General features: G+C 63.0%; 21 protein-coding genes. 7 read left to right on the top strand and 14 right to left on the bottom strand.

Annotated features, from left to right (window positions below):
• Positions 1-220: 220 nt before the first annotated feature.
• From ASE94_RS17240 to ASE94_RS17210, 7 genes are read left to right on the top strand one after another with little or no spacing between them, the layout of a single operon-like run.
• Positions 221-1,207 (top strand): ABC transporter permease, encoded by a 987-nt coding sequence (locus ASE94_RS17240; RefSeq protein ID WP_046141300.1) that lies wholly within the window; start codon positions 221-223, stop codon positions 1,205-1,207.
• Between the two features lie 9 nt (positions 1,208-1,216).
• Complete coding sequence (locus ASE94_RS17235) at positions 1,217-2,383, top strand: ABC transporter permease (RefSeq protein ID WP_062631423.1); 1,167 nt, start codon at positions 1,217-1,219, stop codon at positions 2,381-2,383.
• 13 nt (positions 2,384-2,396) lie between these two features.
• A complete protein-coding gene (locus tag ASE94_RS17230; protein WP_062631422.1) occupies positions 2,397-4,100 on the top strand; it encodes an ABC transporter ATP-binding protein in 1,704 nt (567 codons plus the stop codon).
• 10 nt (positions 4,101-4,110) lie between these two features.
• Positions 4,111-5,142: a Gfo/Idh/MocA family oxidoreductase gene (locus ASE94_RS17225; RefSeq protein WP_062631421.1), complete on the top strand. Its 1,032-nt coding sequence runs from the start codon at positions 4,111-4,113 to the stop codon at positions 5,140-5,142.
• A gap of 10 nt (positions 5,143-5,152) precedes the next feature.
• Positions 5,153-6,067: a sugar phosphate isomerase/epimerase gene (locus ASE94_RS17220; RefSeq protein WP_062631420.1), complete on the top strand. Its 915-nt coding sequence runs from the start codon at positions 5,153-5,155 to the stop codon at positions 6,065-6,067.
• 3 nt (positions 6,068-6,070) lie between these two features.
• Positions 6,071-6,856 (top strand): hydroxypyruvate isomerase, encoded by a 786-nt coding sequence (hyi, locus tag ASE94_RS17215; protein WP_062631419.1) that lies wholly within the window; start codon positions 6,071-6,073, stop codon positions 6,854-6,856.
• Positions 6,853-7,707 carry a 2-hydroxy-3-oxopropionate reductase gene (locus ASE94_RS17210; RefSeq protein WP_062631418.1) on the top strand — a complete coding sequence of 285 codons (855 nt, stop codon included), beginning with the start codon at positions 6,853-6,855 and terminating at the stop codon, positions 7,705-7,707. Before hyi ends, ASE94_RS17210 begins: the two co-directional genes overlap by 4 nt.
• A 42-nt stretch (positions 7,708-7,749) precedes the next feature.
• On the opposite strand, the gene ASE94_RS17205 is transcribed toward ASE94_RS17210, so the two are convergent.
• The 14 genes from ASE94_RS17205 to ASE94_RS17140 all read right to left on the bottom strand — a co-directional run bounded on the left by ASE94_RS17205 (position 7,750) and on the right by ASE94_RS17140 (position 24,356).
• A complete protein-coding gene (locus ASE94_RS17205; RefSeq protein WP_062631417.1) occupies positions 7,750-8,721 on the bottom strand; it encodes an ABC transporter substrate-binding protein in 972 nt (323 codons plus the stop codon).
• 22 nt (positions 8,722-8,743) lie between these two features.
• Entirely contained in the window at positions 8,744-9,655 is a 912-nt protein-coding gene (locus tag ASE94_RS17200) for a sucrase ferredoxin (protein ID WP_062631416.1), read from the bottom strand.
• On the bottom strand, positions 9,655-10,632 hold the full coding sequence (locus ASE94_RS17195) for an ABC transporter substrate-binding protein (RefSeq protein ID WP_062631415.1): 978 nt from the start codon (positions 10,630-10,632) through the stop codon (positions 9,655-9,657). The genes ASE94_RS17200 and ASE94_RS17195 overlap by 1 nt, the downstream gene beginning before the upstream one ends.
• A gap of 13 nt (positions 10,633-10,645) precedes the next feature.
• Positions 10,646-11,716 (bottom strand): iron ABC transporter permease, encoded by a 1,071-nt coding sequence (locus ASE94_RS17190; RefSeq protein WP_062631414.1) that lies wholly within the window; start codon positions 11,714-11,716, stop codon positions 10,646-10,648.
• Complete coding sequence (locus ASE94_RS17185; protein ID WP_200913692.1) at positions 11,713-12,735, bottom strand: iron ABC transporter permease; 1,023 nt, start codon at positions 12,733-12,735, stop codon at positions 11,713-11,715. The genes ASE94_RS17190 and ASE94_RS17185 overlap by 4 nt, the downstream gene beginning before the upstream one ends.
• The gene (locus tag ASE94_RS17180; RefSeq protein WP_062631412.1) at positions 12,732-13,538 is read right to left on the bottom strand and encodes an ABC transporter ATP-binding protein; all 807 of its coding nucleotides are present in this window, start codon (positions 13,536-13,538) and stop codon (positions 12,732-12,734) included. The genes ASE94_RS17185 and ASE94_RS17180 overlap by 4 nt, the downstream gene beginning before the upstream one ends.
• A 154-nt stretch (positions 13,539-13,692) precedes the next feature.
• Positions 13,693-16,161, bottom strand: coding sequence for a glycoside hydrolase family 3 C-terminal domain-containing protein (locus ASE94_RS17175; protein WP_062631411.1), 2,469 nt, complete (start codon positions 16,159-16,161; stop codon positions 13,693-13,695).
• A gap of 72 nt (positions 16,162-16,233) precedes the next feature.
• On the bottom strand, positions 16,234-16,917 hold the full coding sequence (locus ASE94_RS17170; protein WP_244484154.1) for a GntR family transcriptional regulator: 684 nt from the start codon (positions 16,915-16,917) through the stop codon (positions 16,234-16,236).
• Between the two features lie 20 nt (positions 16,918-16,937).
• Complete coding sequence (locus ASE94_RS17165; protein ID WP_062631409.1) at positions 16,938-18,461, bottom strand: MmgE/PrpD family protein; 1,524 nt, start codon at positions 18,459-18,461, stop codon at positions 16,938-16,940.
• 26 nt (positions 18,462-18,487) lie between these two features.
• Positions 18,488-19,975, bottom strand: coding sequence for a tripartite tricarboxylate transporter permease (locus ASE94_RS17160; RefSeq protein WP_062631408.1), 1,488 nt, complete (start codon positions 19,973-19,975; stop codon positions 18,488-18,490).
• A gap of 3 nt (positions 19,976-19,978) precedes the next feature.
• The gene (locus ASE94_RS17155) at positions 19,979-20,503 is read right to left on the bottom strand and encodes a tripartite tricarboxylate transporter TctB family protein (RefSeq protein ID WP_082461285.1); all 525 of its coding nucleotides are present in this window, start codon (positions 20,501-20,503) and stop codon (positions 19,979-19,981) included.
• On the bottom strand, positions 20,493-21,449 hold the full coding sequence (locus tag ASE94_RS17150) for a tripartite tricarboxylate transporter substrate-binding protein (RefSeq protein ID WP_062631407.1): 957 nt from the start codon (positions 21,447-21,449) through the stop codon (positions 20,493-20,495). Before ASE94_RS17150 ends, ASE94_RS17155 begins: the two co-directional genes overlap by 11 nt.
• 141 nt (positions 21,450-21,590) lie before the next feature.
• Complete coding sequence (locus ASE94_RS17145) at positions 21,591-23,255, bottom strand: urocanate hydratase (RefSeq protein ID WP_062631406.1); 1,665 nt, start codon at positions 23,253-23,255, stop codon at positions 21,591-21,593.
• 9 nt (positions 23,256-23,264) lie between these two features.
• Complete coding sequence (locus ASE94_RS17140; RefSeq protein WP_062631405.1) at positions 23,265-24,356, bottom strand: DUF917 domain-containing protein; 1,092 nt, start codon at positions 24,354-24,356, stop codon at positions 23,265-23,267.
• Positions 24,357-24,363 lie beyond the last annotated feature (7 nt).

Below are 24,363 nucleotides of genomic sequence, written 5' to 3'. Positions count from 1 at the left end.
GCGTCATTCCCGCGAAAGCGGGAATCCCATTCCCAACCCGAGATCCCCGCTTTCGCGGGGATGACGCCAAGAAAATAGAGAAACCAGTTTCTCCCCAATCGCCGCCGCTATCCCTCCCCTGCCAGGGGGAGGCTAGGTGGGGTTCTGAGGGAGCCACCAAACCACCCGGCCCGACGGCATCCCCGCCGGACCACCCCGCAAAGCCGAAAGAGGAGCGGCAATGCTGAACTATATCTTGAAGCGACTGGTCTACATGATCCCGACCCTGATCGGCATGTCGATCATCTCGTTCGCCATCATCCAACTGCCACCGGGCGATTATCTGACTTCGTTACTCTCGACGCTCGCCGATGGCGGCGCGCCGATCGATCCCGCGACTGTCGAGCGCCTGCGTTCCCAATATGGCTTGGATCAGCCGATCTGGATCCAATACGGCAAGTGGATGCTGGGCATCCTCACCCGCGGCGATTTCGGGTTCTCTTTTGAGTGGAACCAGCCAGTCTCGGAAGTGATCTGGTCACGCATGGGCTCGACCCTCGCCATTTCCTTCGCCGCACTGCTCCTCGTCTGGGCCGTGTCGCTCCCCATCGGCATCTATTCCGCCGTGCGCCGCAATTCGATAGGCGACCACGTCTTTACCTTCTTCGGCTTCATCGGCCTTGCCGTGCCAAACTTCATTTTGGCGCTGACGCTGATGTATGTTTCCTTCCGCGTGTTCGGCCAATCCGTCGGCGGCCTCTTCTCGCCCGAATATGTCGACGCGCCCTGGAGCCTCGAAAAACTCTGGGATCTGATCCTCCACCTATGGATCCCCATCCTCGTCATCGGCATGTCCGGCACAGCCGCGATGATCCGCATTCTCCGCGCCAATCTCACCGACGAGTTGTCAAAACCCTATGTGACCACGGCACGGGCCAAGGGGCTGCCGGAATACAAGGTCATCGTGAAATACCCGGTGCGGATCGCGCTCAATCCCTTCGTCTCGGCCATTGGCTGGGTGCTGCCCGAACTCGTTTCCGGCGTCACCATCACCGCCATCGTCCTCAACCTGCCGACTGCGGGCCCGCTGCTCCTCCGGGCGCTCGTCGCGCAGGACATGTATCTCGCCGGGAGCTTCATTCTGCTCCTGAGCGTGCTGACCCTCGTTGGCATGCTCGTGTCCGACATCCTGCTCGCGCTGCTCGATCCGCGCATCCGCTACAATTGAGGTGATGCGATGACCCTTACGCCCATCCTCGATGCCAAGCTTGCCGAAGACGGCCCGGCCATTTCCGGCCTCAAGCCCGGCATGGACCCGATCTCCGACGCTGCCGCCGGTCAATGGACCCTGATCTGGCGCAAATTCCTCAAGCAGAAAGTCGCCCTCTTCTGCGGCGGCGTGATTTTGGTTCTTTATCTCATCGGCGCCTTCGCCGAATTCCTCGCGCCCGGCCTGCCCGACACCAGCCGCGCGCAATACACTTACGCGCCGCCACAAAGCATCGGCCTCTTCACGCCCGATGGTCAGTTCCAATTCCACGTAAAAGGCTACACCGTCGAGATCGATAAGGCAGCGCTCCGCCGCACCTTCGTCGTCGATGACAGCGTCATCGTCCCCGTGGGCCTTTTCGTCGAAGGTCCCGCCTATAAGTTCTGGGGCCTCTTCGAGACCAACCGGCACCTCATTGGCCCGCTCGATCCCACCCAGCCAATGTATCTGCTCGGTGCCGATCGCCTCGGCCGTGATCTTCTCAGCCGGCTGATCTATGGCACGCGCATTTCCATGTCGATTGGCCTCATCGGTGTTTGCATGTCGCTGGTGCTCGGCGTCGTCCTCGGCTCCATTTCCGGCTATTTCGGTGGATGGGTCGATACCGTCATCCAGCGCATCATCGAAGTCGTCAGCGCCATGCCGACCATTCCGCTCTGGCTTGGCCTCGCCGCCGCCATTCCGCTCACCTGGTCACCGCTCAACGTCTATTTCGTCATCACCATCATCGTCTCATTGCTGGGGTGGACAGGCCTCGCCCGCGAGGTCCGCGGCCGCTTCTTCTCCCTCCGCAACGAGGACTTTGTGACGGCCGCCAAGCTCGATGGCTCCTCCGAACGCCGTGTCATCTTCCGGCATATCCTGCCCTCGTTGACGAGCCATATCCTAGCCGTCGTCACGCTAGCCGTGCCTTCGATGATCATCGCCGAGACCTCGCTTTCTTTCCTCGGCGTCGGGCTCAAGGCGCCCGTCGTCTCCTGGGGCGTGCTGCTGCAGGACGCGCAGAATATTCGCTCGATCTCAACCGCGCCCTGGCTTCTCATCTGGCCAAGCCTTGCCGTCGTGATCGCGGTTCTCTCCTTCAATTTCTTCGGCGATGGCCTCCGCGATGCCGCCGACCCCTATGAAACCTGAGGAGCCGATACCCATGGAAAAGCCAGTCCTCAGCGTCGAAAATCTCTCGCTCGATTTTCATCTTCGCACGCACATTCTCCATGCCGTCCGCGATGTGAGCTTTGAGCTCCACCGCGGCCGCACCCTCGCGCTCGTCGGCGAAAGCGGCTCCGGCAAATCCGTCACCGCGCGCTCGCTCATGCGCATCGTTGACAAGCCCGGCGTCATGGTCGGTGGCCGGATCATTCTCCGCACCCAGGGCCGCGAAGTCGATCTCGCCCAGCTTGCCTCCAATAGTCACGAGGTCCGTGCCGTCCGCGGCGCCCGCATCGGTCTCATCTTCCAGGAGCCGATGTCCTCGCTCTCGCCAGTCCACACCATCGGCAGCCAGATCGATGAAGTGATCCGTTTGCATTCGGGGATGGACAAGCGGACCGCTCGCGCCCGCACCGTTGAGCTTCTTGGGCAGGTTGAGATTCCCAACCCCGCCGAAATGGCCGATCGCTACACCTTCGAATTCTCGGGTGGCATGCGCCAGCGCGCCATGATCGCCATGGCGCTCGCGGTCAATCCCGACATTCTCATCGCTGACGAACCGACCACGGCGCTCGACGTCACCACCCAGGCCGAAATCCTCGACCTCATCATGCGCCTGCAGACCGAGCGCGGCATGGCCATGCTGCTCATCACCCACGACATGGGCGTCGTCGCCGAAGTCGCCGATGATGTCGCCGTCATGCGCTTCGGCCGCATCGTCGAAACCGGCACCGTCGACGAAATCTTCCACGCCCCCCAGCACGCCTATACCCAGCGCCTCCTCGCCTCGACCCTCAAACTCGAGCAACCCGCCGATGCTCGCGCCGCAGCCATCATCACGCCCCAGCCGCTCCTGACGGTAAAAGGTCTCACCAAAGTCTATGGCGGTGCTAAAGGCTTTCTCGGCACCAAAAAATTCGCGCTCAAGGCCGTCGACGATGTCAGCCTCGTCCTCCATGCCGGCGAAAATCTCGGCGTCGTCGGGGAGTCTGGCTCCGGCAAGACCACCCTTGGCCGCCTCATCCTCCGGATCGTCGAGCCCACTGCGGGCCAGGTCCTCTACCGCCAAAAGGACGGTAAGGAGATCGACGTCACCGCGCTCTCCAAATCCGCGCTACGTAAATTCCACGCCGATGTCCGCCTGATCTTCCAAGACCCCTTCGCCTCGCTCAACCCCCGCATGACCATCCGCCAGATAATAGGCGACCCACTCGTCGTCGAAGGCAAGCTCAAGGGCAACGAGATCGAAGAAAAGACCGCCGAACTCCTCCGGCTCGTCGGCCTCTCTCCCGATGTCATGGAGCGCTACCCCCACGCCTTCTCCGGCGGCCAGCGTCAGCGCATCGGTATCGCACGCGCGCTCGCGCTTGATCCACGCATCATCATCGCCGATGAAGCGACCTCCGCCCTCGACGTCTCGATACGCTCCCAGATCCTCGACCTCCTCCTCGAGATCCAGAGCCGCCTCGATCTCTCCTTCATTTTCATCTCCCATGACATCTCCGTCGTTCGCTATTTCTGCGATCGCGTCGCCGTGATGCATCGCGGCAAACTGGTCGAGATCGGTCCTGCCGAAACGATCTGCACGAGCCCAACTGAAGACTATACCCGCGCCCTGATCTCGGCCGTTCCCAATCCCGACCCCCGCAATAAGCGGATGTTGCACCGAACACGCCTTGCGGCCCTCTCAACGTCAACGTGATGCTACCGAAATGACCACCAATCAGCGTGCCGTGCTAACTGGCGCAGGCGCCATGAGCCGCAAGTGGCTCGACGCCATAAAGTCCGTCGGCGGCGTCGATATCGTCGGCATAGTCGACATCAATCCTGCCAATGCCGAGGCCCGCGCCGCCGAGCAAAACATCAATCCCGAGATCGGCACCGACCTCAAAGCGATGTTGGATAGATTGTCTCCCGAGATCGTCTTCGACGTCGCCATCCCCGCCGTCCGTCACGGCATCGTCTCGACTGCCCTAGCCGCTGGCGCCCATGTGCTTTCCGAAAAGCCCATGGCCGAAACCCTTGATCAGGCTCGCGATTTGGTCGCCTGCGCTGAAGCCGCGGGTCGTCTTCACGTCGTCATCCAGAACCGCCGCTACCTCGCCCAACTCCGCCGCATCCGCCGTCTGGTCGCGTCCGGCGCCATCGGGGATATCACTGGCGTCCACTGCGACTTTTTCCTCGATCCCCACTTCGGCGGCTTCCGCGAACAGATGCCCCACGTCCTCCTTCTGGACATGGCGGTCCACACCTTCGACGCCGCCCGCTTCGTCATCGACGATGCCGCCACCTCGGTCTATGCCGAGGAGTGGAACCCCGCCGGCTCCTGGTACGAACGCGACGCCTCCGCCTTTGCTAGCTTCCGATTTTCGCAAGGCGCCGTAATGACTTACCGCGGCTCCTGGGCCGCGCCGGGCCTCCGCACAAGTTGGGAAAGCACCTGGCGCATCACCGGAACCGAGGGCTCCATCCTCTGGGACGGCGCCGACGACATCCGCGCCGAACGCGCGCAGCCTCATATCGGCGGAAAGCTACTCCCCGACACGCAAGTCCTTGAAATTCCAGCACTAGACCCGGTCGACCGCATTGGCGGCCACATCGGCGTCATCACCGATTTTCTTTATGCCACTCGTGGCGGACCCGTGCCTGAAACCGTCAGTCACGAAAACATCAAAAGCCTCGCCATGGTCCTCGGAGCGATCGATAGTTCCATTGCTGGCCGTCGCGTTGAAATAGTAATTTAGGAGCAAATTCATGGCCATAGACCCCAAGGCTATTCGCATCGGCACCATGATCCGCGGCCACGAGCCGGACCCGGTCGGCTATCTCGAAGAGATCCTCCCGCACGGCTTTGAAAGCATCGAGCCCTATTTCTGGCAGACCGTGAACAAGGACCTCCCCGAGCTCGCCAAGCGGTTGAAAGACGTCATCGGCGACCGCGACGTCACCATGTCCACCCTCGGTATGTTCGGTAACCCATTGGAAGAACAGCCGAAAGACATCGAGACCCTCCGCGGCTGGGAGGCGTTGATCGACAATGCCCATCATTTTGGCGCCACCTGCGTCGCCGGTTTTACTGGCCGCATCCGCAATCGCCCGTTGCCCGAAAGCCTGCCGCAGTTCAAGAAAGTCTGGACCGAACTCTCCAAGCGCGCCGCCGACAAAGGCGTAAAAATCGCCTTCGAAAACTGCGCCATGCGCGGCAATTGGGAAACCGGCGATTGGAACATCGCCCACAATCCCGATGCTTGGGAAATGATGTTCAACGAGGTGCCGGAAGACAATCTCGGGCTCGAATGGGAGCCGTGTCATCAGATGGTCTATCTTATTGATCCCATTCCGCAAATTCGTAAGTGGGCGCATAAGTTCTTTCATGTCCATGGCAAGGATGCCACCATCCGTTGGGATGTCATCAAGTCCCAGGGCTATGGCGGCAAGGAGAAAGCCGTCTGGATGCGCACCCCCGGTTTTGGCGATACCAACTGGTTCGACGTCATCTCAGAACTCCGCCTCGCCGGCTGGTCCGGCTCCATTGATATCGAAGGCTGGCATGACCCGGTCTATCGCGAGGAGCTAGAAATGGTCGGCCAGGTCCACGCGCTCAACTATCTCAAAGCCGCCCGTGGCGGCGACTTCGTCCCCTATCCCGGCCCGCTCAAGGGAGCCTGACCCGTGCCTCGTTTTTCTGCAAATATCTCAATGCTCTATCCCGAATTGCAGTTCATGGAGCGGTTCGCTGCTGCAGCCACGGATGGTTTCGAGGCCGTCGAATATGTGGGCGCCTATGACCAGGATCCTGCTGAACTCAGATCACTGTTGCACCAGCATGGCCTGAGCCAGGCTCTGTTCAATTTGCCGGCCGGCAACTGGGCCGCCGGTGAACGGGGAATCGCCTGCCACCCCAATCGGATCGAAGATTTCCGTCAAGGCATTGATAAGGCGATCGAATATGCCGAGGCCACCAAGTGCACGCAGGTCAATTGCCTTGCCGGCATCGCGCCAGCAGGTGTCGATCGATCAACGCTCGAAAGCGTCCTGATCGACAATCTCAAATATGCCGCGCCGCGTCTTGCCGATAGGGGAATAAAGCTGCTGCTCGAGCCGATCAACACCCGTGACATTCCGGGATTCCTGATCAACTCGACCGATGACTACGAGCGTATTGCCGCAGCGGTCGGTCACACAAACCTTTATCTGCAATATGACTTTTATCACATGCAGGTGGTGCAGGGTGACCTGCTCCCGACCTTCTCGCGTCTCCAGTCGCACATTGCCCATGTGCAGATCGCCGACAATCCCGGACGCAACGAGCCGGGCACCGGCGAGATCAATTATCCCAATATCTTCAAAGCCTTGGACGAAGCTGATTATGCAGGCTGGGTGGGGGCAGAATACAAGCCAAAGGCTGGCACGAGCGATGGCCTGAACTGGCTCAGGGACTGGAGGGCATCAGCATGAAGATTGGATTTATTGGACTTGGCGTCATGGGGCGGCCAATGGTCGGCCATTTGATTGCCGCAGGGCACGAGGTCTTTCTCTACCGAGTGAAAGACGTTTCCCAGCATCTGGTCGAAGCCGGCGGCAAGGCATTGGACAATCCGAAAGCGGTCGCCGAGGCTGCAGACGTGATTATCCTCATGTTGCCCGATACGCCTGATGTGGAAGCAGTTCTCTTCGGCGAAGGTGGCGTTGCCGAAGGTCTCGCCACGGGCAAGCTCGTCATCGATATGAGTTCGATTTCTCCTGTCGCCACGAAGGCCTTTGCGGCCCGCATTGCCGAGATTGGTGCTGGCTATGTGGACGCGCCTGTATCTGGCGGTGAAGTTGGCGCAAAAAATGCGGCGCTTACCATCATGGTCGGCGCCTTAGCAAGTCATTTCGAGCGAGCTCTGCCGCTGCTCAAGCTCATGGGCAAGAACATCACCTGGATTGGTGCAGTGGGTGATGGTCAGACGGCGAAAGTGGTCAACCAGATCATCGTCGGTCTCACAATCGAGGCTGTAGCTGAAGGCCTGACCTTGGCAAAGGCGTCCGGCGCAGATCCGGCAAAGGTCAGAGAAGCCTTGATGGGCGGCTTTGCCTCTTCGCGTATTCTTGAGGTGCACGGCGACCGGATGATCAACGAAACATTTGATCCGGGTTTCCGCATCCGACTCCATCGCAAGGATATCGGGCTTGCTCTGGAGTCGGCAAAAGCGCTCGATCTTTATCTGCCGCACGCGGCAAACCTGCAGCAACTCATGAACAAAGCCATCGCCGATGGTCTTGGCGACAAAGACCATTCAGCGCTCATCAAAGCGCTGAGTTGACATAGGTCGATGAGGAGGAGGCGTTGGTCTCCTCCGCCCAGACTAGTCCGCCCGCACGTCCGGAACTGGCGCCAGGAGTGCAATCAGTGTGTAGGCGAGCGAGCCGAGAGCAGAATACGAAGAGGCGAAGGTTTCGTCGCGCGGGACAGCGATCAGGCGGCCATTCTGGCAAGCTTTGAGGAAGGCGCAGTAACCTGGGATCGTGGCTTCAAGGAGGTCGTAGGCGTCCTGCGCGGTTTCCCCTTCTTCGGCCCGATAGGTGACGAGGATCAGTTCTGCGTCGAGTTCGGGCAGGCGTTCTGGGCTGAAATCGGCGAACTTACCGTATTCGATTTCCTTGACAGCGTCTGGCATGGCGAAGCCGGCCTCGTCGAGGAGACGCCCTAGCGCCGCAAAGTGGCGGTATGACCGGATTTGGCCTTCGACTGCCGCGATGACGTTTACCGAAATATTTGGTGCATCGACCTGGGCCTTGAGCTGATTGAGCTGCTGCGCGTAGCGCGTTTCGAGAAGCTTTAGCGCGTCAGCCGTGCCGGTGATTTCCGCCAGGCGATCATAGAGCTCGAACTTGTCGCTGCGGTTGAAATCGAGCAGCACGGTCGGGGCGATGCTGGCGAAAGCATCCGGGTCCTGGTTAGTCGAGAGCAGGATCAAGTCGGGGTCGACGGCGGCAACAGCCTCGGGGTCGATCTCGGTGCCGGTGCCAAGGAAGGTGATCGGGGCCGTATCGAAATCGACGCCGGTCAGCATTTTGGACGAGCGCATGAAGGGTTGGCCCTCGATGACCACGCGACCATGGCTGCCAACGGGCGTGACGCCAAGCTCGATCAGCGGAACGGAAAAGAATAGGTCCTGCAGCGAGGCGATGCGCTGGGGATCGGCAGGGATTTCAACACTGCGGCCGGCATCATCGGTAATTGTCCGCGTTTCCTGCGCGAAGGCGGGCAGGGCAAGGCATGTCGCGAGCAGCGCGGCGGCTGCGGTGGTCAGGGCGCGTGAGGAGAAAGAAGACATCGGCTGCGTCCGGCTGGTGAAGTCAGGGAGTGGCGGAAAGAGGTATGACGTCGTCGAGGCACCAGCGGAGGACATCTTCGCCCTCATTGTCCGCGACGACGCTGCAATTGCCCTGCATGAAAAATGTCTGGGCGTGCATGCTTATGGTCAGTTTCGTGCCGGCGATCTCGGCTTCGAGGGCGAGTGTTTGTCCCTCGGCGACCGTCTCGGGCAATTCGCCGTGGAGGTGGACGGATTGCTCGGCTTTGCCGTTCCGGTCGGCCCAGGCCATGGCGGCGATTTCGGCGACTTGGATGGGTTCGGCGATATCGGTGCGGCCCTTGTAAGCCGCGACGTAGACGCGGCCCTGTTCAAGCGCGGCGAGGAATGCCGGCGCCTGGGCCGCGGTCATCCGGCCATAGCGCTGGCGCTGGGGCATGACGACGATGGAGGCAGCGAAGCGGCAGCCGCCGATATGGGTGGCCTGGACGATGTGGAATTTGCTGGTGTCTGCAGCGGCGACCAACGCCTTGTAAGTCGAAAAGCCGTGGCGGGCGCAACAGGCGTCGCGGCGGCTGTCGGTGCAGACGATGATCACCTGGCGTGGATCGTGGCGGCCTTCGAAGACCTTCCCACCCACATAATCTCCGATCGCCCTGATCAAGGCCGCTTCATCGGTGAAATCGGCATAGATGCCTTCGGGAACGGCGTGGAGCGTCGGCAGACTGCCTTCGGCTTCGACTTTGTCGATCAGCGCGACATGGAGGCCGCCTTTGGCGGCGGCATGCATGGCGGCGCGCAATTCGGGCGACATGCCGGCCGATTCCCAACGTGGCGTGCGCCACTGTCCGCGGGGCCAGGCTAGCATGAGCGCGCGTTTGGGCGCATTGCCGGTGCCGGCTAAGGGTTCGCCGCGTTCTAGACAAAGGTCAGTGCAGAAGAGATGCTTGGCCATTACGGCGCTTCGACGAAAGGCGTGAACGGGCGGCCCGCGACATTGGTCTCGACCAGCTCGAGCGCCAGTTCGAGGCCGGTCATGGTGCTGCCGAACGTGGGTCCGGGGAGGACGACAAACTGCCCGTTCTGGCAGGCGGTGAGGGCGGCGCACCACCCAGGGGCAAATTTTTCGTAGGCCGCGCGGATGGTTTCGGGCGTCGCGTCGGGCTGCTGGCGGTAGAAGCCGAAGATGAAATCCGCGTCGAGTTGCTGGATCAGTTCGGCGCTCCAGGAGGCTTGCGTGGCGTTGAGGGCTGCAACGGCGGCGGGCTGGGCAAAGCCGAGATCGGAGAGAACCTGGGTGATAGCGCCGAGATTGGCACGATAGACCCATAGATCGTCGGCTTCTGGGAACATGAATGTGGTGGTCGCCGAGATCGCTGCGGTATCGCCGATGAAGCTCTTGGTGCGCTCGATATTAGCTTGGTAACTCTGATAGCGCGCTTCGAAATTGCCTGACTGACCGCTGACATCGGCAAGGGTGCGGAGGGTTTCGATGAGGCCAAGGGCCCCATTGTCGATGACTAGCGTCGGCGCGATCGACTGGAGCTGATCGACGACGGCTGGATCGGTATAGGTGCCGCCGATGATGAGATCGGGCTGCAGAGCGGCGATGGCCTCCACGTTCAGCGCGTTGAATTGGCCGACATATTGGATGTCTGTATTAGCATAGTCGATCCCGAGCGTATCCATGCCGCCGCGCATGAAGGTCTTGCCTTCGGCATCGACGCGGCCGGCGCTGCCGACGACCGAGGCGCCGAGCTCGTAGAGCGGCAGGGCAACGATCTGGTCATTGAGCGCAACAATGCGCTGCGGGGCGACGGGGATATCAAAGGTGCCGTTGGCCGCGGTGACGCTGCGGGTTTCCTGCGCGAAGGCGGGAAGGGCGAGGGTCAGCGCGAGGCCAGCCAGGGCGGAAATCGTGCGAAGCGCCATGGGTAACTCCGGATCAGTGGGTTTGTGCTGGCCGCGTGCGGACCAGCAGAATGACGAAGACGGGGACGCCGATGGCGGCGGTGATGATGCCCGCCGGGATCTGGATCGGCGCGAAGGCGGCGCGGCCGAGAAGGTCGGCGAGCGAGACAAGAATGGCGCCGCAGAGGGCGGTGAGGATGAGGTGCAGACCCATGCCCGCCGGCGAGAGGCGCTTGGCGGCGTGCGGGGCGATCAGGCCGACGAAGCCGAGCGGGCCAACGACGGAGGTAGCGACGGCGGCGAGGGCGACGGCGATGGCGAGTTGGGCATTGTTGGCAAGGCGGATGGGGGCGCCGAGGCCGGTGGCGGTGGCTTGGCCGAACCGCATGGCGCTCATGGTGCGGCTGAGGGCGAGGAGGATAGGAAGGAGGATAATAGTCCAGCCGGCAAGGGTCGCGACATCGTTCCAGTTGGTGGCGTTGATTGATCCGGCCAGCCAGGAAAGAGCGGCCATTGCGCGGTCGATCTCGCTGTAGGTGAGGAGCGCGGAGGTGATCGAGGCGACGAAGGCCGAGAGGCCTATGCCCATGAGGATAAAGCGGACGGCACCACCGCCCTGGCGGGTATGCGACAGGCCCTGGATGGCAAGGGCTACAACGATGGCGCCGAAGAAGGCAGCCCAGGGGCGGAAAAGGGCCAGGGAGGCGGGGAAAAGAACTGTTAAGGCGACGACGGCGAGGGCGGCGCCCTGGCTGATGCCGACAAGGGAGGGATCGGCGAGGCCGTTGCGCGTGGCGTTCTGGAGGGTGGCGCCGGAGAGCGCCATCATGGCGCCGACGAGAGCGGCGGCGAGGGTGCGGGGGAAGCGGAATTCCCAGACGACGTTGTCGATGGCGCTGGAAATGGTGATGCCGCGCAGGGTGTTCCAGACTTCTTCGAGCGCGATGCCGTAGGTGCCGGTGGCGAGGCTGATGCTCATCACCAAGAGGAGGATAAGTGTGAGCGCTGTGGCGGTGATGAGGGCGCGAAGGGGGATGCGGAGCGCGATTCGCTCGTCGAAGAGGCGCAGGACGAGGTGGCGGGGCGCGGCGGTGGCGTGGCTCATCGTGTCCTCCGGCGGACTAGATGGACGAAGAGCGGCGCGCCGATCATGGCGGTGATGATGCCGGTCGAGATTTCGCGGGGCGGGATGGCCACGCGGGCGATGATGTCGACGCCAAGGAGATAGGCCGCGCCGGCAAGGGCGGCGTAGGGGACGATCCAGCGATAGTCGGAGCCGACATAGAGGCGGACGACATGGGGGATGACGAGACCGATGAAGCCGAGGGGACCAGCGAGGGCGACGGCTCCGGCAGTGAGCACGACGACGACGGCGAGGAGCTGGGCCTTGAGGGGCCCTGTGCGGACGCCGAGGCCCTGGGCAACGTCGTCACCCATGGCGAGGACGGTTACGCGGGGGGCGAGGAGAATGCCGGCGAGGAGCGCGACCAGCATGGGCGGGCCGACATAATAGAGCATGGTCACGTCGCGGCCAGCGAGGCTGCCGGTGAGCCAAACACGAAGGTTTTCAAAGGTTTCCTGGTTGAGCAGGTGGATGGCCGAGATAACGGCGCCAAGAAAGGCGCTGACCGAAGCGCCCGCTAAGGTCATGCTCAGCGGCGTGGCGCCACCGGGGACAAGTCGGGCGATGATGTAGACGATCGTCGCGGCACCGAGGGAGCCGGCCATGGCGATCCAAGGCAGGAGGGCCATGGTGGCGAGGCCATAAACCGAGGTGGCGATGACGACGGCAAAGGCGGCGCCGCTGGTGAGGCCGAGGAGGGCCGGATCGGCTAATGGATTGCGGGTGACGCCCTGCATCAGCGCGCCGGCAAGGGCGAGGCTGGCACCGACGACCACGGCAATAACGGCGCGCGGCAGGCGCAGGTTGAAGACGATGACGTGGTCGAAGTTCTTGGAATCGAAGGCGAAAAAGGCATCGACAACGGTATTGAGCGGCAGGGCCTTGGCGCCGACGGCAATGTGGAGGAGGAAGAGACCGGCTAGGATGGCGAGCAGCACCGGCACGCCGGACCACGAGCGGGCGGAGTGGCGAACCGGCGATGGTGCGGCTGCAACCGTCACTGCGCAGCCTCGAGGACGCGGCGGCGGGCGCCGACGGGTACGCAAACGAGGCGGCCGCTGACCGGATCGCGGAGCACACTGGCGTCGAGATCGAAGACGTGTTTCAGGCGTTCGGCGGTGAAGATATCGTCGGGTTCGCCGGCGGAAACGATCTTCCCGTCCTTCATCATGACGAGATAATCGGCATAGGCGGCAGCGAGGCTGAGCTCGTGGAGAACTATTAAAAGCGTGTGGCCGCGATCGTGGGCGAGGCTGGCAAAAAGGTCCATCAGATCGACCTGAACCTTGAGGTCGAGGAAGGTCGTGGGCTCATCGAGAAGGATGAGGCGGGTCTCCTGGGCGAGGACCATGGCGACCCAGCAGCGCTGGCGCTGGCCGCCGGAAAGCGTATCGACGCTGCGATCAGCAAACTGGGTGATACCGGCAGTTTCGATAGCAGATTCAACGGCTTCTTCGTCGGCGCGAGTCCATTGGCGGAGAAGGGACTGGTGCGGATAGCGGCCTTGGGAGACGAGTTCGCGGACGGTCAGGCCTTCGGGGGCGACTGGGCCTTGGGGGAGAAGGCCGAGTTTGGAGGCGACGGCGCGGGTGTTGAGCGCGTGGATGTCTTTGCCTTCGAGAAGCACCTGGCCGCGGGACGGGGATAGAATACGCGCCAGGGTCTTGAGCAGGGTGGATTTGCCGCAGCCATTGGGGCCGACGAGGACGGTGACCTTGCCATCTGGGACGAGGAGATCGACGGCATCGAGGATGGGGGCGTCGGCGTAGCCGGCGTCGATACCGACTGCTTCGAGACGGCTCATCGGGGTCTCCGGGCTCAAGCAAATACTGGCGTGTCTTGGTTCAATTTAACCTGAGTGTCAAGTTCAGATATAGGCGCAATGAGGCTTCGACGGGTATGAAAAAGCCCTCCGACATTTTCGGGCGGAGGGCTTAATGTCGTGGCGGCGCAGTGCGTTAGACGGGCAGCATTAGGGTGGTGTTGCGCGTCAGCTTTGCGGTGAGCGGCAGGTCGGCGGAGGATTGGCCGACGTGGAGGGTGAAGTCGCCGGCTTCGACCAGCCAGTGCTTGGCCTCGGTGCGGAAGAAGGCGAAGGAGCGGGCGTCGAGGGGGAGGATAACTTTTTTGGACTCGCCTGCAGCAAGAGCGATTTTGGCGAAGGCCTTGAGTTCTTTCGCGGGTCGCGGCGAGGAAGATTGCGTGTCGCCGACGTAGAGTTGGACCACCGTAGAGCCTGTGCGCGCACCCGTATTCGTTACCATTACGCTAACGTTGACGGCGCCATCGGCCTCAAACTGTGACTCTTCGACAGTCAGGTCGCTGAGATCGAAGCTCGTGTAGCTCAATCCGAAGCCGAAGGGATAGAGCGGGGTCAGGCCGAGACGGTCGTAGTGCCGATAGCCGACGAATATGCCTTCTTCGTAACGCACCTTGCCTTCGAGCCCGGGATAGACTTCGCGGTCCTGGCTGTGAGCGGGATTATCGGCCCAGCGGACGGGGAAGGTCTGGGGCAGGCGTCCACCGGGCTCAGCGGCGCCGGTCAATACATCGGCGATGGCATTGCCAGCTTCCTGGCCGGGGTACCAGGCTTGGAGCACGGCCTCGACTTGGTCGATCCATGGCATTTCGACGGGGCCGCCGGTTTGGAGGACGACGACGGTTTTTGGATTGGCCTTGGCGATGGCAGCGACAAGGTCGTTCTGGCGGCCAGGGAGTTCGATGCCGTCGAGGTCACTGCCTTCGGTGTCCCACTCGCCATTGCGGCCAATGAAGACGAGGGCGATATCTGCGTCCGCGGCGAGAGCGGCTGCGTCATCGATGGCCTCTTGGCCGAGCGGGAAGCCGATGCCGCAGGCGAAGGCGGCGAGGCCGAGCGTGGCAAAGTCCTTGGTGCCGAATTCGATGGTGATTTCGTAGGTGCGGCCGGCTTCCATATCGATCGTGCCGACGACTTCGTCGCAGCCTTCTTCAAAGAAGGTGCGGCCCTTGGTCCAATTGGTCCAGGCATCGGCGACGAGCTTGCCATCGACATAGACCTTCGTGAAACCGGCCGAGTAAATGCCGACACGATGGGCGCCGGTGTTTTCGGCGGTGTAGCTGCCAGTGACGCGGGCGGAGAAGTGGAGGGGATCGACCTTGCCCTCGGCAACCTGACCGATCCAGAAGGCCTGGGCGTCTTCCATGGTGCCGGTATGGACCGGGGTGCCTTCGAGCTTTTCGTTGGCGAAATAATCGACCGTCAGCGTGCCGCGCAGCAGCGGCTCGAAGCGATCATTGGTGCAGCCGGGAGCGTAGGTGAGGCGGGTTTCGCCGAGTTGGGCGACAAGGCCTTCCCAAGGCGAGACGCGATAGTGGGCGTTGAGCTGGGCGCTGCCGCCGCCCATGATCTGGGCGCGCTTGGCATTGGGGCCGATGACGGCGATCTTGCCCTTGCCGGCCAGCGGCAGAATGCCCTTGTTCTTGAGAAGAACGGCGGCTTCGGCGCCAGCGCGGCGGATGAGGGCGCGGTGTTCGGGGCGATCGTTGGCCTGTTCACTATGGGGGCGATGATCGTCGAGCGAGCCCGTCCGCTGCATCAGGCGCAGCATGGCGAGAACGCGCTTGTCGAGCGTCTCTTGCGAGACGGCGCCGGAATTGACGGCATCGATCAGCTTCTGGCCACGATCGCGCGCAGGGCCGGGCATTTCGAGATCGAGGCCGGCATTGATGGTTTCGGCGGTCGAGTGCGAGCCGAACCAATCGGACATGACGATGCCATCATATTTCCACTCGTCGCGGAGGACGGTGGTCAGCAGCCAATTGTGCTCGGAGGTGAAGGTGCCGTTGAGGCGATTATAGGAGCTCATGACGCCCCAGGGGCCGGCCTTTTTCACTGCCCATTCGAAGGGGATCAGATAGATTTCTCTGAGGCTCCGCTCGTCGATCTGGCTCGACATGGTCGTGCGCTCGATCTCGCTCTCGTTGCCGACGAAATGCTTGATGGTCGCGCCGATGCCCTGGTCCTGAAGGCCGATGATATAGCCAACGGCGAGCTCGGCGGAGAGGAAGGGGTCTTCCGAATAGCACTCGAAGTTGCGGCCATTGGTGACCGAGCGGTGCATATTGACCGTCGGCGCGAGCAGCATATGCGCACCTTTGGATTTGACTTCATCGGCCAGCGCCGTGCCGATTTCATGGGCGAGTTCGACATTCCAGGTGGCGCCGATAGCGATGCCGACCGGGAAGCTCGCCGACTTGACGCCGCCAATCAACGACCCGCCGCCGCGCGCGCCATTGGGACCATCGCTGACGCGCAGCTTGCCGATACCGAGACGCTCGACGGAGGGCACGGACCAGAAATCCTCACCTGAAAGGAGCGAGACTTTTTCTTCGTGCGTCAGCTCGGCGAGGAGTTGCTTGATGCGGTCTTCGGTCTGGTCGGTCATGCGGGACTTCCGTCGATGAAAAGGTTGCGCGCAGAGCTTCCTTGGCACTTTCCGGCGAGAGGCGGAAGGGCGTTAGGCGCCGATCTGTTGGGAAACGAGGCCCGTGCGGGCCGAGGCGATGTGCTTGCGCATGATAAGTTCGGCAAGGTCGACGTCGCGGTCGGCGATGGCGTCGACAATACGCTCATGTTCGGTCAAGGCGCGCTGGGCGCGGCCGGGCACGATGCGGTGCTGCATACGGTAGAGCCGGAAGAGTGTGTAATATTCGCCGCAGAGCAGATCAAAGAGATGCTGATTGCGGCCGATGCGGGCAATCATGAAGTGGAAATCGGAATTGGCCGTTGCCTGCCAATAGACCATGGCATCGTCGGTCGAGAGCATCTCGCGGTGCATTTTCAGCATGGTGCGCAGCCGATCGACTTCTTCCTCCGTGGCATGCTCGGCGGCCTGGCGCGCGGCGAGGCCCTCAAGGACTTCGCGGATGGTGAAGAGTTCGAGCGCGTTGGCAGCGGTGGGCACGACGACGCGGACGCCCTGGCGGGGAGCGCGGGTGACGAGCTTGCGCTCTTCGAGCCGGCGGATGGCTTCGCGCAGGGGGCCGCGGCTGACGCCATATTGGGCGGCGAGACGCGGCTCGCTGAGCTTGGTGCCGGCAGCAAAGGTGCCCCGGACGATGGCCTCACTCATCTGTTCGAAAAGCTGGTCGGTGAGGAGGCGGTCATCCGCCCCCTCAACCGTGTTGATCGCTTGATCCAAAACGATCTCCTCTGCCGCTCTCAGTCGAGACCGTGATCGAAGATGCCCTGGCCGGTGGGCTTCGACGGCGTCACGCTGCCCTGGGGCAAAGCCGGGATGAGGATATCCAGCGTGCCGGCGGCAAGGTTGGCAAAGCCCTTGGCGGCGTCGAGGAAGGTCTGGCGATCCGCGTCAGCCAGTTCGCCCTTGGTGAGGGTTTCGAATTTGCCGGCATAGTCGGGCCAGGTCCAGGGGTGGTTGCCATTGGGGTGGGCGTCGGCAACGCCGCGCTCGCCGGTGATGACGCGGCCATCATCGAGGGTGACGATAATCTTGCCGCCGAAAGCGCGCTTGTCCGGGTTGGGGTCAAGGTAGCGCACAGTCCAGGAGGGTTCTTCGACGGTGCGGATCTTGTGCCAGAGGGCGACAGTGGACGGCGTGCGGGCGCGCTCACGGGTGTAGGAATCCACATGGTGCCATTTGCGGTCTTCGAGGGCGACCGCGAGGATATACATGATGGAGTGATCAAGCGTTTCGCGTGATGCTTCCGGGTCCATCTTCTGCGGATCATTGGCGCCCGTGCCGATGACATTGTGCGTGTGATGGCTGGTTTCGAGGAGGATATCCTTGACCTTGGAAAGGTCGCCAATTTCCTTGGAAAGGTCGATGGCGAGGTCAATCAGGGCCTGGGCCTGATATTCGGCCGAGTGGGCCTTGGTATAGGTTTCCATGATGCCGCGCGGGCTCTCGCCGGGGGCGGGGAGGGAGACCTGATAGGAGTCGTTCTTGCCGCCGAGCATATAGGCAAGCACGGAGTCTTCGCCTTCATAGATCGGCGAGGGCGAGGCTTCGCCGCGCATGGCGCGATCGACGCATTCGATGGCGAGCTTGCCCGAGAAGCCGGGGACATAGGCCTTCCACGACGAGATTTCGCCCTTGCGCGATTGGCGGGTGGAAAAGCTCAGGTGCACGGCCTGGTTGACCGCCTGGAAGATGACTTCAGTGGGCAGGCCCAGCATGGCGCCGATGGCGGCGGTGGTCGCGGGGGCGAGGTGGGCGACGTGGTCCTTCTTATATTTGTGGAGCGAGATGGCCTTCACCAGAGCGACATGGACTTCGTAGGTGACCGCGATGCCGCGGGCGAGGGCCTTGCCGTCGATGCCCAATTGCTGGGCGACGGCGATCAGCGGGGAGATGGCGTCGCCGGGATGGGAATAGTCGGCGGCAAGGAATGTGTCGTGGAAATCGAGTTCGCGGACGGCGGTGGCATTGGCCCAGGCGGCCCATTCGGCATCGACGCGGGTGCCGCTGCCGAGGCCATAGAGGGTCGAGCCGCCCTTGCGCGGATGGGCGAGGGCCATGGCGCGGGCGGCAGCGACCGGGGCGCGATTGATCGCGGCGAGACCGACGCTGGCATTGTCGACGATGCGGCAGGCGATCATTTCGACGACGTCGTCATCGAGCGGGCCGCAATTGGCGGCGAACTCGGCGATGTGCCAGGCGAGCTGGTCCTCGCGCTTGAGATTGGCGGCGGAGGGATGAACTTTGACGTCGTAGGTTTTCATGGTCGAGCGAGAGTCCCTGGAAGGTTTCAGGCAGTGGCGCGGAGGCGCTTGAGGAGAATGGGCAGTGCCAGAAGCAGCACGGCAAGGCTGATGAGGATGGCCGAGAGTGGCGTCGAAACCAAGACCATCGGATTGCCCTGACCGGCGGCAAGCGCGGTGCGGAGCTGGGTTTCGGCCATGGGGCCGAGGATGAGGCCGATCAGCACCGGCGCGATGGGGAAATCATAGACGCGCATGACATAGCCGGCGAGGCCGACGACGAGCATGATGGTGAGGTCCACCCACGAGCCGGCAAGGCCCCAGACGCCGATCATGGCGAAGACGAGAATGCCGGCATAGAGCTGTGGCCGAGGGATGCGGAGCAGCTGTACCCAGATGCCGACGAGCGGCAGATTAAGCACGAGCAGCATGACATTGCCGACATAGAGCGAGGCGATGAGGCCCCAGATCAGCGCGGGGTTAGAGGTGAAGAGGAAGGGGCCGGGCTGAAGGCCGTAGTTCTGGAAGGCGGCCAGCAGCACTGCCGCGGTGGCCGAGGTGGGGAGCCCGAGCGTCAAGAGGGGTACGAGGATGCCGGCGGCGGCGGCGTTGTTGGCAGCTTCCGGGCCGGCGACGCCTTCGATGGCGCCCTTGCCGAATTCTTCCGGATATTTGGTAAGTTTGCGCTCGAGCGTATAGCTCAGCATGGTCGGGATTTCTGAGCCGCTGCCGGGGAGGGCGCCCATGGGAAAGCCGATGGCGGTGCCGCGCAGCCATGGTTTCCAGGAGCGGGCAAAATCCTGCCTGGTCATCCAGAGCTGGCCCTTGATGGGGGCCATGACGCCGGGGGTCGAGCGATAGCGGCTCGCGACATAGAGGATTTCGCCGACGGCAAAGAGCGAGACGAGGACCACGGTCAGCGCAATGCCGCGGAGAAGCTGCATATTGCCGAAGGTGAGGCGCGCTTGGCCGGTCATTGTGTCGATGCCGATGACGCCGATGGCGATGCCGAGAAAGAGCGAGATAAAGCCGCGGGTGCGCGAGGTGCCCATGACGACGGCCACCGAGCAGAAGGCGAGCGCGGTGATGGCGAAATAGTCGGTCGGCTTGAAATAGAAGGCGAGTTCGGCGACGGCGGGCGCGGCGAAGGTCAGGCAGAGCGTCGCGATGGTGCCGGCGACGAAGGAGCCGATGGCGGCGGTGGCGAGGGCTGCAGCGCCGCGCCCGGCGCGGGCCATCTTGTTCCCTTCGAGCGCGGTCATCATCGACCCTGCTTCGCCGGGCGTATTGAGGAGGATCGAGGTGGTCGAGCCGCCATACATGGCGCCGTAGAGAATGCCGGCGAACATGATGAAGGCGGAGGTCGGCGCGAGAGCCGTGGTAACCGGCAGCAGCAGCGCGATGGTCAAAGCCGGGCCGATGCCGGGCAGGATGCCGATGGCCGTGCCGAGGACGGAGCCCACGAGGGCCCACATGAGATTGGTCGGCTGCAGGGCGACGCCGAAGCCTTGGAGGAGGAGTTCAAAGGTTCCCATGGCTCACACCCCGAGCGGCGGAAAGAAGCGGCCAAGCTGGAGGCCGAGCTGATGGAACAGGAACCAACTGCCGGAGGCGAGAATGGCGCCATAGACGAGGTCGAGATACCAGCGGCGCGAACCGAAGGCATTGGCGACGAGGACGAAGGAGAGCGTGGCCGTGAAGGGCATGCCGAGCGGACCCATGGTGACGATCGGCAAAGCGACGGCGACGAGAGCGGTCAGGAATGCGCGCCTGTCCATTTTGGTGGCGCCGTCGGCGTCTTCGGCGTCTTGCGCCTCAAAGGTTTCGCCGCGCCAGATTTGCACCATCAGCAAAGCGCCGAGGAGCAGCAGCGCGCCGCCAGCTACGGTGACGAAAAGGCCGGGACCGACGGTGGCATAGCGGGCGCCTTGCGGCAGGCCGAAGGCGTTGTAGAGCCAGACGGCGCCCATGACCATGAGGCCAAGGCCGATCCAATAGGGTCTTGGTGTGGTTGAGGCAGCCGCGCGGCTGCCTCCGGTCGTGTTGCGCTCGTCAGTTGACAAGGCCGGCGTCCTTCAGGATCTGGCCCTGGCGCTCGGTTTCTTCGGCGATGAAGGCGCCGAATTCTTCGCCGGGAAGGAAGTAATCTTCCCAGCCCTGGGCTTCGAGAACGGCCTTCCACGCATCGCTCTGGGAGAGCTTGGTGAAGTTATCGACCCACATGGCGTAGTTGTCATCCGGCGCGCCGGGGGCAGCGAGAATGCCGCGCCAATTGGCGATCTCGACGTCATAGCCGGCTTCCTTGAAGGTCGGCACGTCGGGGAGGTTCGGGCGGCGTTCGGCCGAGGTCACGGCGAGGAGCTTGATGCGGCCTTGTTCGGCGAACTGGGCGAATTCGGACGTGCCGGAGACGCCAGCCACGAGCGTGCCGTTGACGATGGCGGTGACGGTTTCGGCGCCTGAGGTCTGCGGTATGTAGTTGAGATCGGCGACGGGGATGTCGCCGGCCTGCGCCAGCAAAGCGAGCGAGATGTGGTCGACGCCACCGGCAGAGCCACCGCCGAGTGCTGCGGCGCCGGGATCGGCCTTGATGCCGGCAACGAGGTCAGCGAGCGTGTTGTAAGGCGAATCTGCAGCCACCGCGATCACCAGATATTCCGCCGTCATGCGGGCAACGGGGCGGAATTCGGCGAGGTTAATCGGCGAATTGTTGAGGGCGATGGCGCCGACGGTGATGGCGCCGAAAACGGCGAGGGAATCGGGCTGGCCGCTCGAGGTGCCAAGGAATTCGGCGAGGCCCACAGTGCCGCCTGCGCCGCCCGTATTGGTGAAATTGACGCCGCCGGTATAGATGCCGGCATCGTTCATGGCCTGAAAGGCCTGGCGGCCGAGGCTATCCCAGCCGCCGCCTGGATTGGCCGGCAGCATGACATTGACCTGCGCCACTGCAGCGCCGGTGCCGAGCGCAGCCGTCATCGCCAAGACGGCGAGCGTCTTCGAAAAGTACATGTGATCCTCCCAGGCGCAGGGTCCGCTCTTTAGCGGTTCTTCGCTGCGCCGATATGTCGACAGTTTTGACGCTTTGAACTGATCATGGATCGGTTTTTGGCGTCAAGGGAGAATGTTCTGCCGACAGAATTGAGCTTGGGATCAATTGCCGAGGCGGATGTAGGGGATGTCCTTGGCCGCTATTTCGTCGAGGCTCTCTTCGTAGCCGGCATCGGCATAGCGCATGACGCCGAGGGCGGTGTCGTTGGTGAGGGCACGGTCGAGGCGTTCGTCGCCTTGCGGCGTGCCATCGGCGATGACGGTGACGCCGGCCGAGGTCATGTAGCCGGCATAGCCGCCGCCGCCGGAATGGACGACGACGAGATCGGCCATGGACGAGCAGAGCAGCATCGCGTCGAGGAGGGGCCAATCGGCGATGGCGTCGGAGCCGTCCTTCATGCGTTCGGTCATGATATTGGGATGGGCCATGGCGCCGGCATCGAGGTGGTCGCGGCTGAAGGCTACGGGACCGGCAAGTTCGCCCGAGGCGACCATGGCATTGACGGCGCGGGCGAGGGCGGTGCGCTCGCCATGGCCGAGCCAGGCAATGCGCGCGGGGAGGCCCTCGAAGGGGACGTATTGGCCGGCGAGCCGTATCCAGTTGGTGACGATCCGGTTGTCCGGGAACATGTCGAGCAGTTTTTGGTCGATCTTGCGGATGTCTTCGGGGTCACCGGAGAGCGCCATCCAGCGGAAGGGGCCGATGGCGCGGGCAAAGAGCGGGCGCAGATAGGCTTCGGTGAAGATCGGAATATCGAAGGCGTTGTCGACGCCGCCCGCTTGGGCGTGGGTGCGGATTAGGTTGCCATTGTCGAAGACTTCGGCGCCCGCGGCCTTGAAGCCGAGCATGGCCTCGACGTGATCGACGATGGAGGCGCGGCTTGCGGCCATGAGCTGGCCCTGGCCATCGGTGCGAAGGCGCCGAACTTCGTCGAGGCTCATGCCTTTGGGGACATAGCCATAGACGAGATCGTGAGCGGCGGTCTGGTCGGTGACGATATCGGGGATGATGCCGCGGCGGAGGATTTCGGGGTAGATCTCGGCGGCATTGCCGACGAGGCCGACGGAGAGGGCGCGCTTTTCGCGGGTTGCGGTGTCGATGAGTGAGAGGGCGGTGTCGAGGTCGGGAGCGATTTCCTCGAGATAGCCGATGGCCTGGCGCTTGCGGGCACGCTCGGGGTCGACATCGACGCAGAGGATGGCGGCGCCGGCCATGCGACCGGCGAGGGGTTGCGCGCCGCCCATGCCGCCGAGGCCGGCGGTCAGGACGAAGCGGCCAGCGAGGCTGCCGCCGAACCGGTTTTCGGCGATGCGCATGAAGATTTCATAGGTGCCCTGGATGACGCCCTGGCTGCCGATATATTGCCAGGCGCCGGCGGTGAGGCCGCCCCAGCAGATGAGGCCTTTTTTCTCGAGCTCGTAAAAGACTTCAGCACGCGCCCATTGGCCGACGAGATTGCAATTGGCCATGATAACCAGGGGCGCCTTAGCGTGGGTCTTGAGGAGGCCGATGGGTTTGCCGGATTGGATGAGGAGGGTCTGGTCCTCATCCATGCGGAGGAGGGTTTCGACGATGGCCTTATGGCTCGCCCAATTGCGGGCGGCCTTGCCGAGCGAAGCGTAGACGATCAGCTCATCGGGGTTTTCGCCGACGGCGAGGACATTTTCGAGCAAGCGCAGCAGGGCTTCCTGGCGCCAGCCCTTAGCCCGCAATTCCGGACCGCCGGGAATGGGAAAATTGTGATGGCGGGGATTGGGGCTGGGCATGAAAAGACCTTAGGCGTTGGCGCCGTCGAGAGCGTAGCGGGCGATTTCGATGCCCATCTGCTTTTCGACATAGGGGTAGACGGTGGGATCGAGCACCGAGGCGCTGAGCGGGATTTTGGATTTCGGGACATGCAGCACGAAGATCTGCATGCCTTCGCGCAACTGGCCGACGCTGAGGGGTTCGCCCTCAGCGGAGAGGGTGGTGATGACGTCGGGGAAGGTCGCGGTGCGCTCCCCGTCGCGACCGTCGACGGCCATATATTCGTTCATGACGTGGAGCACGTCGCCGCTCGAGAGGGTGACGGCGCCGATGTCGAAGGCATCCTTGGTGTAGAGCACCGCCTTTTTGAGGATCGTGCCTTCGCAGAGGATGGTGCCATTGGTGGTCTTGGCGATGGTGTCGATGATTGCCGTGCCGTCCTTGGCCTGAGCGGCGATGATGGCTTCCCCGAGTTTGAGGGCCAGCGAAATGCCGCCGAGCGCGGCGTGGCGGCGGACATAGCTGGCGCGGAGGGGATTGCGGCAGGAGGCGATGAAGCCGCCGGATTGATCGGCGGCGGTTCGGAGGACAGGCGAAATCTTGGCGGTGGCGCCGCGCACGACGAGCTCGATATAGCGGTTTTCGGCGCGATTGCCGCCGACGGCCGTCTGGATCATCTGTTCAGACGAGCCGGCCATGCCGATCGAGCCCATGTCGCCGGTGGGGTGGGCGCGGATATCGCCGACGGCATCGACGACCTTGGTGCCAAGGACGGCGGAGGGGAGCCAGCCGTTGAGCGTCGAGGATTTGCCGTTTTGCCCGATCATCAGGCCGGAGAGCTTTTCGCCGAGCGCCTCCTGCAGGAGTTGGGCGGCCTTGATGTAGTCGATGCCCTGCATTTCCCATGGGGTTGTCGACGCTGGCGCGCCGATGGCCGCGGCGGTGGCGACCCAGGCATTGTCGTCGAGTTCTTCGATGCTGACCAATTCGGGTTTGCCGACGCTGACCGCGGCATAGCCCAATTGCCGACCGTGATCGGCCCAACCGCCGCCGCCGGCGGCATAGACGGAGCCTCCGAGCACGGCGGCCTCGACGTCTTTCTCAGTCAGAATCCGTCCCAAGCAAAAT

Source organism: Devosia sp. Leaf64 (assembly GCF_001421945.1).
Lineage (GTDB): Bacteria > Pseudomonadota > Alphaproteobacteria > Rhizobiales > Devosiaceae > Devosia.
The sequence above is the reverse complement of the archived record's forward strand: the minus strand, read 5'-3'. Positions and strand labels throughout refer to the sequence as shown.

Bases quoted from the DNA above. Each gene is read 5' to 3' on its own strand.
- ASE94_RS17195 (WP_062631415.1), bottom strand. From the start codon at position 10,632: ATGGCGCTTCGCACGATTTCCGCCCTGGCTGGCCTCGCGCTGACCCTC.
- ASE94_RS17175 (WP_062631411.1), bottom strand. From the start codon at position 16,161: ATGACCGACCAGACCGAAGACCGCATCAAGCAACTCCTCGCCGAGCTG.
- ASE94_RS17210 (WP_062631418.1), top strand. From the start codon at position 6,853: ATGAAGATTGGATTTATTGGACTTGGCGTCATGGGGCGGCCAATGGTC.
- ASE94_RS17225 (WP_062631421.1), top strand. From the start codon at position 4,111: ATGACCACCAATCAGCGTGCCGTGCTAACTGGCGCAGGCGCCATGAGC.
- ASE94_RS17235 (WP_062631423.1), top strand. From the start codon at position 1,217: ATGACCCTTACGCCCATCCTCGATGCCAAGCTTGCCGAAGACGGCCCG.
- ASE94_RS17145 (WP_062631406.1), bottom strand. From the start codon at position 23,255: ATGCCCAGCCCCAATCCCCGCCATCACAATTTTCCCATTCCCGGCGGT.
- ASE94_RS17165 (WP_062631409.1), bottom strand. From the start codon at position 18,461: ATGAAAACCTACGACGTCAAAGTTCATCCCTCCGCCGCCAATCTCAAG.
- ASE94_RS17240 (WP_046141300.1), top strand. From the start codon at position 221: ATGCTGAACTATATCTTGAAGCGACTGGTCTACATGATCCCGACCCTG.
- ASE94_RS17190 (WP_062631414.1), bottom strand. From the start codon at position 11,716: ATGAGCCACGCCACCGCCGCGCCCCGCCACCTCGTCCTGCGCCTCTTC.
- ASE94_RS17220 (WP_062631420.1), top strand. From the start codon at position 5,153: ATGGCCATAGACCCCAAGGCTATTCGCATCGGCACCATGATCCGCGGC.
- ASE94_RS17205 (WP_062631417.1), bottom strand. From the start codon at position 8,721: ATGTCTTCTTTCTCCTCACGCGCCCTGACCACCGCAGCCGCCGCGCTG.
- ASE94_RS17230 (WP_062631422.1), top strand. From the start codon at position 2,397: ATGGAAAAGCCAGTCCTCAGCGTCGAAAATCTCTCGCTCGATTTTCAT.
- ASE94_RS17180 (WP_062631412.1), bottom strand. From the start codon at position 13,538: ATGAGCCGTCTCGAAGCAGTCGGTATCGACGCCGGCTACGCCGACGCC.
- ASE94_RS17150 (WP_062631407.1), bottom strand. From the start codon at position 21,449: ATGTACTTTTCGAAGACGCTCGCCGTCTTGGCGATGACGGCTGCGCTC.
- ASE94_RS17200 (WP_062631416.1), bottom strand. From the start codon at position 9,655: ATGGCCAAGCATCTCTTCTGCACTGACCTTTGTCTAGAACGCGGCGAA.
- ASE94_RS17160 (WP_062631408.1), bottom strand. From the start codon at position 19,975: ATGGGAACCTTTGAACTCCTCCTCCAAGGCTTCGGCGTCGCCCTGCAG.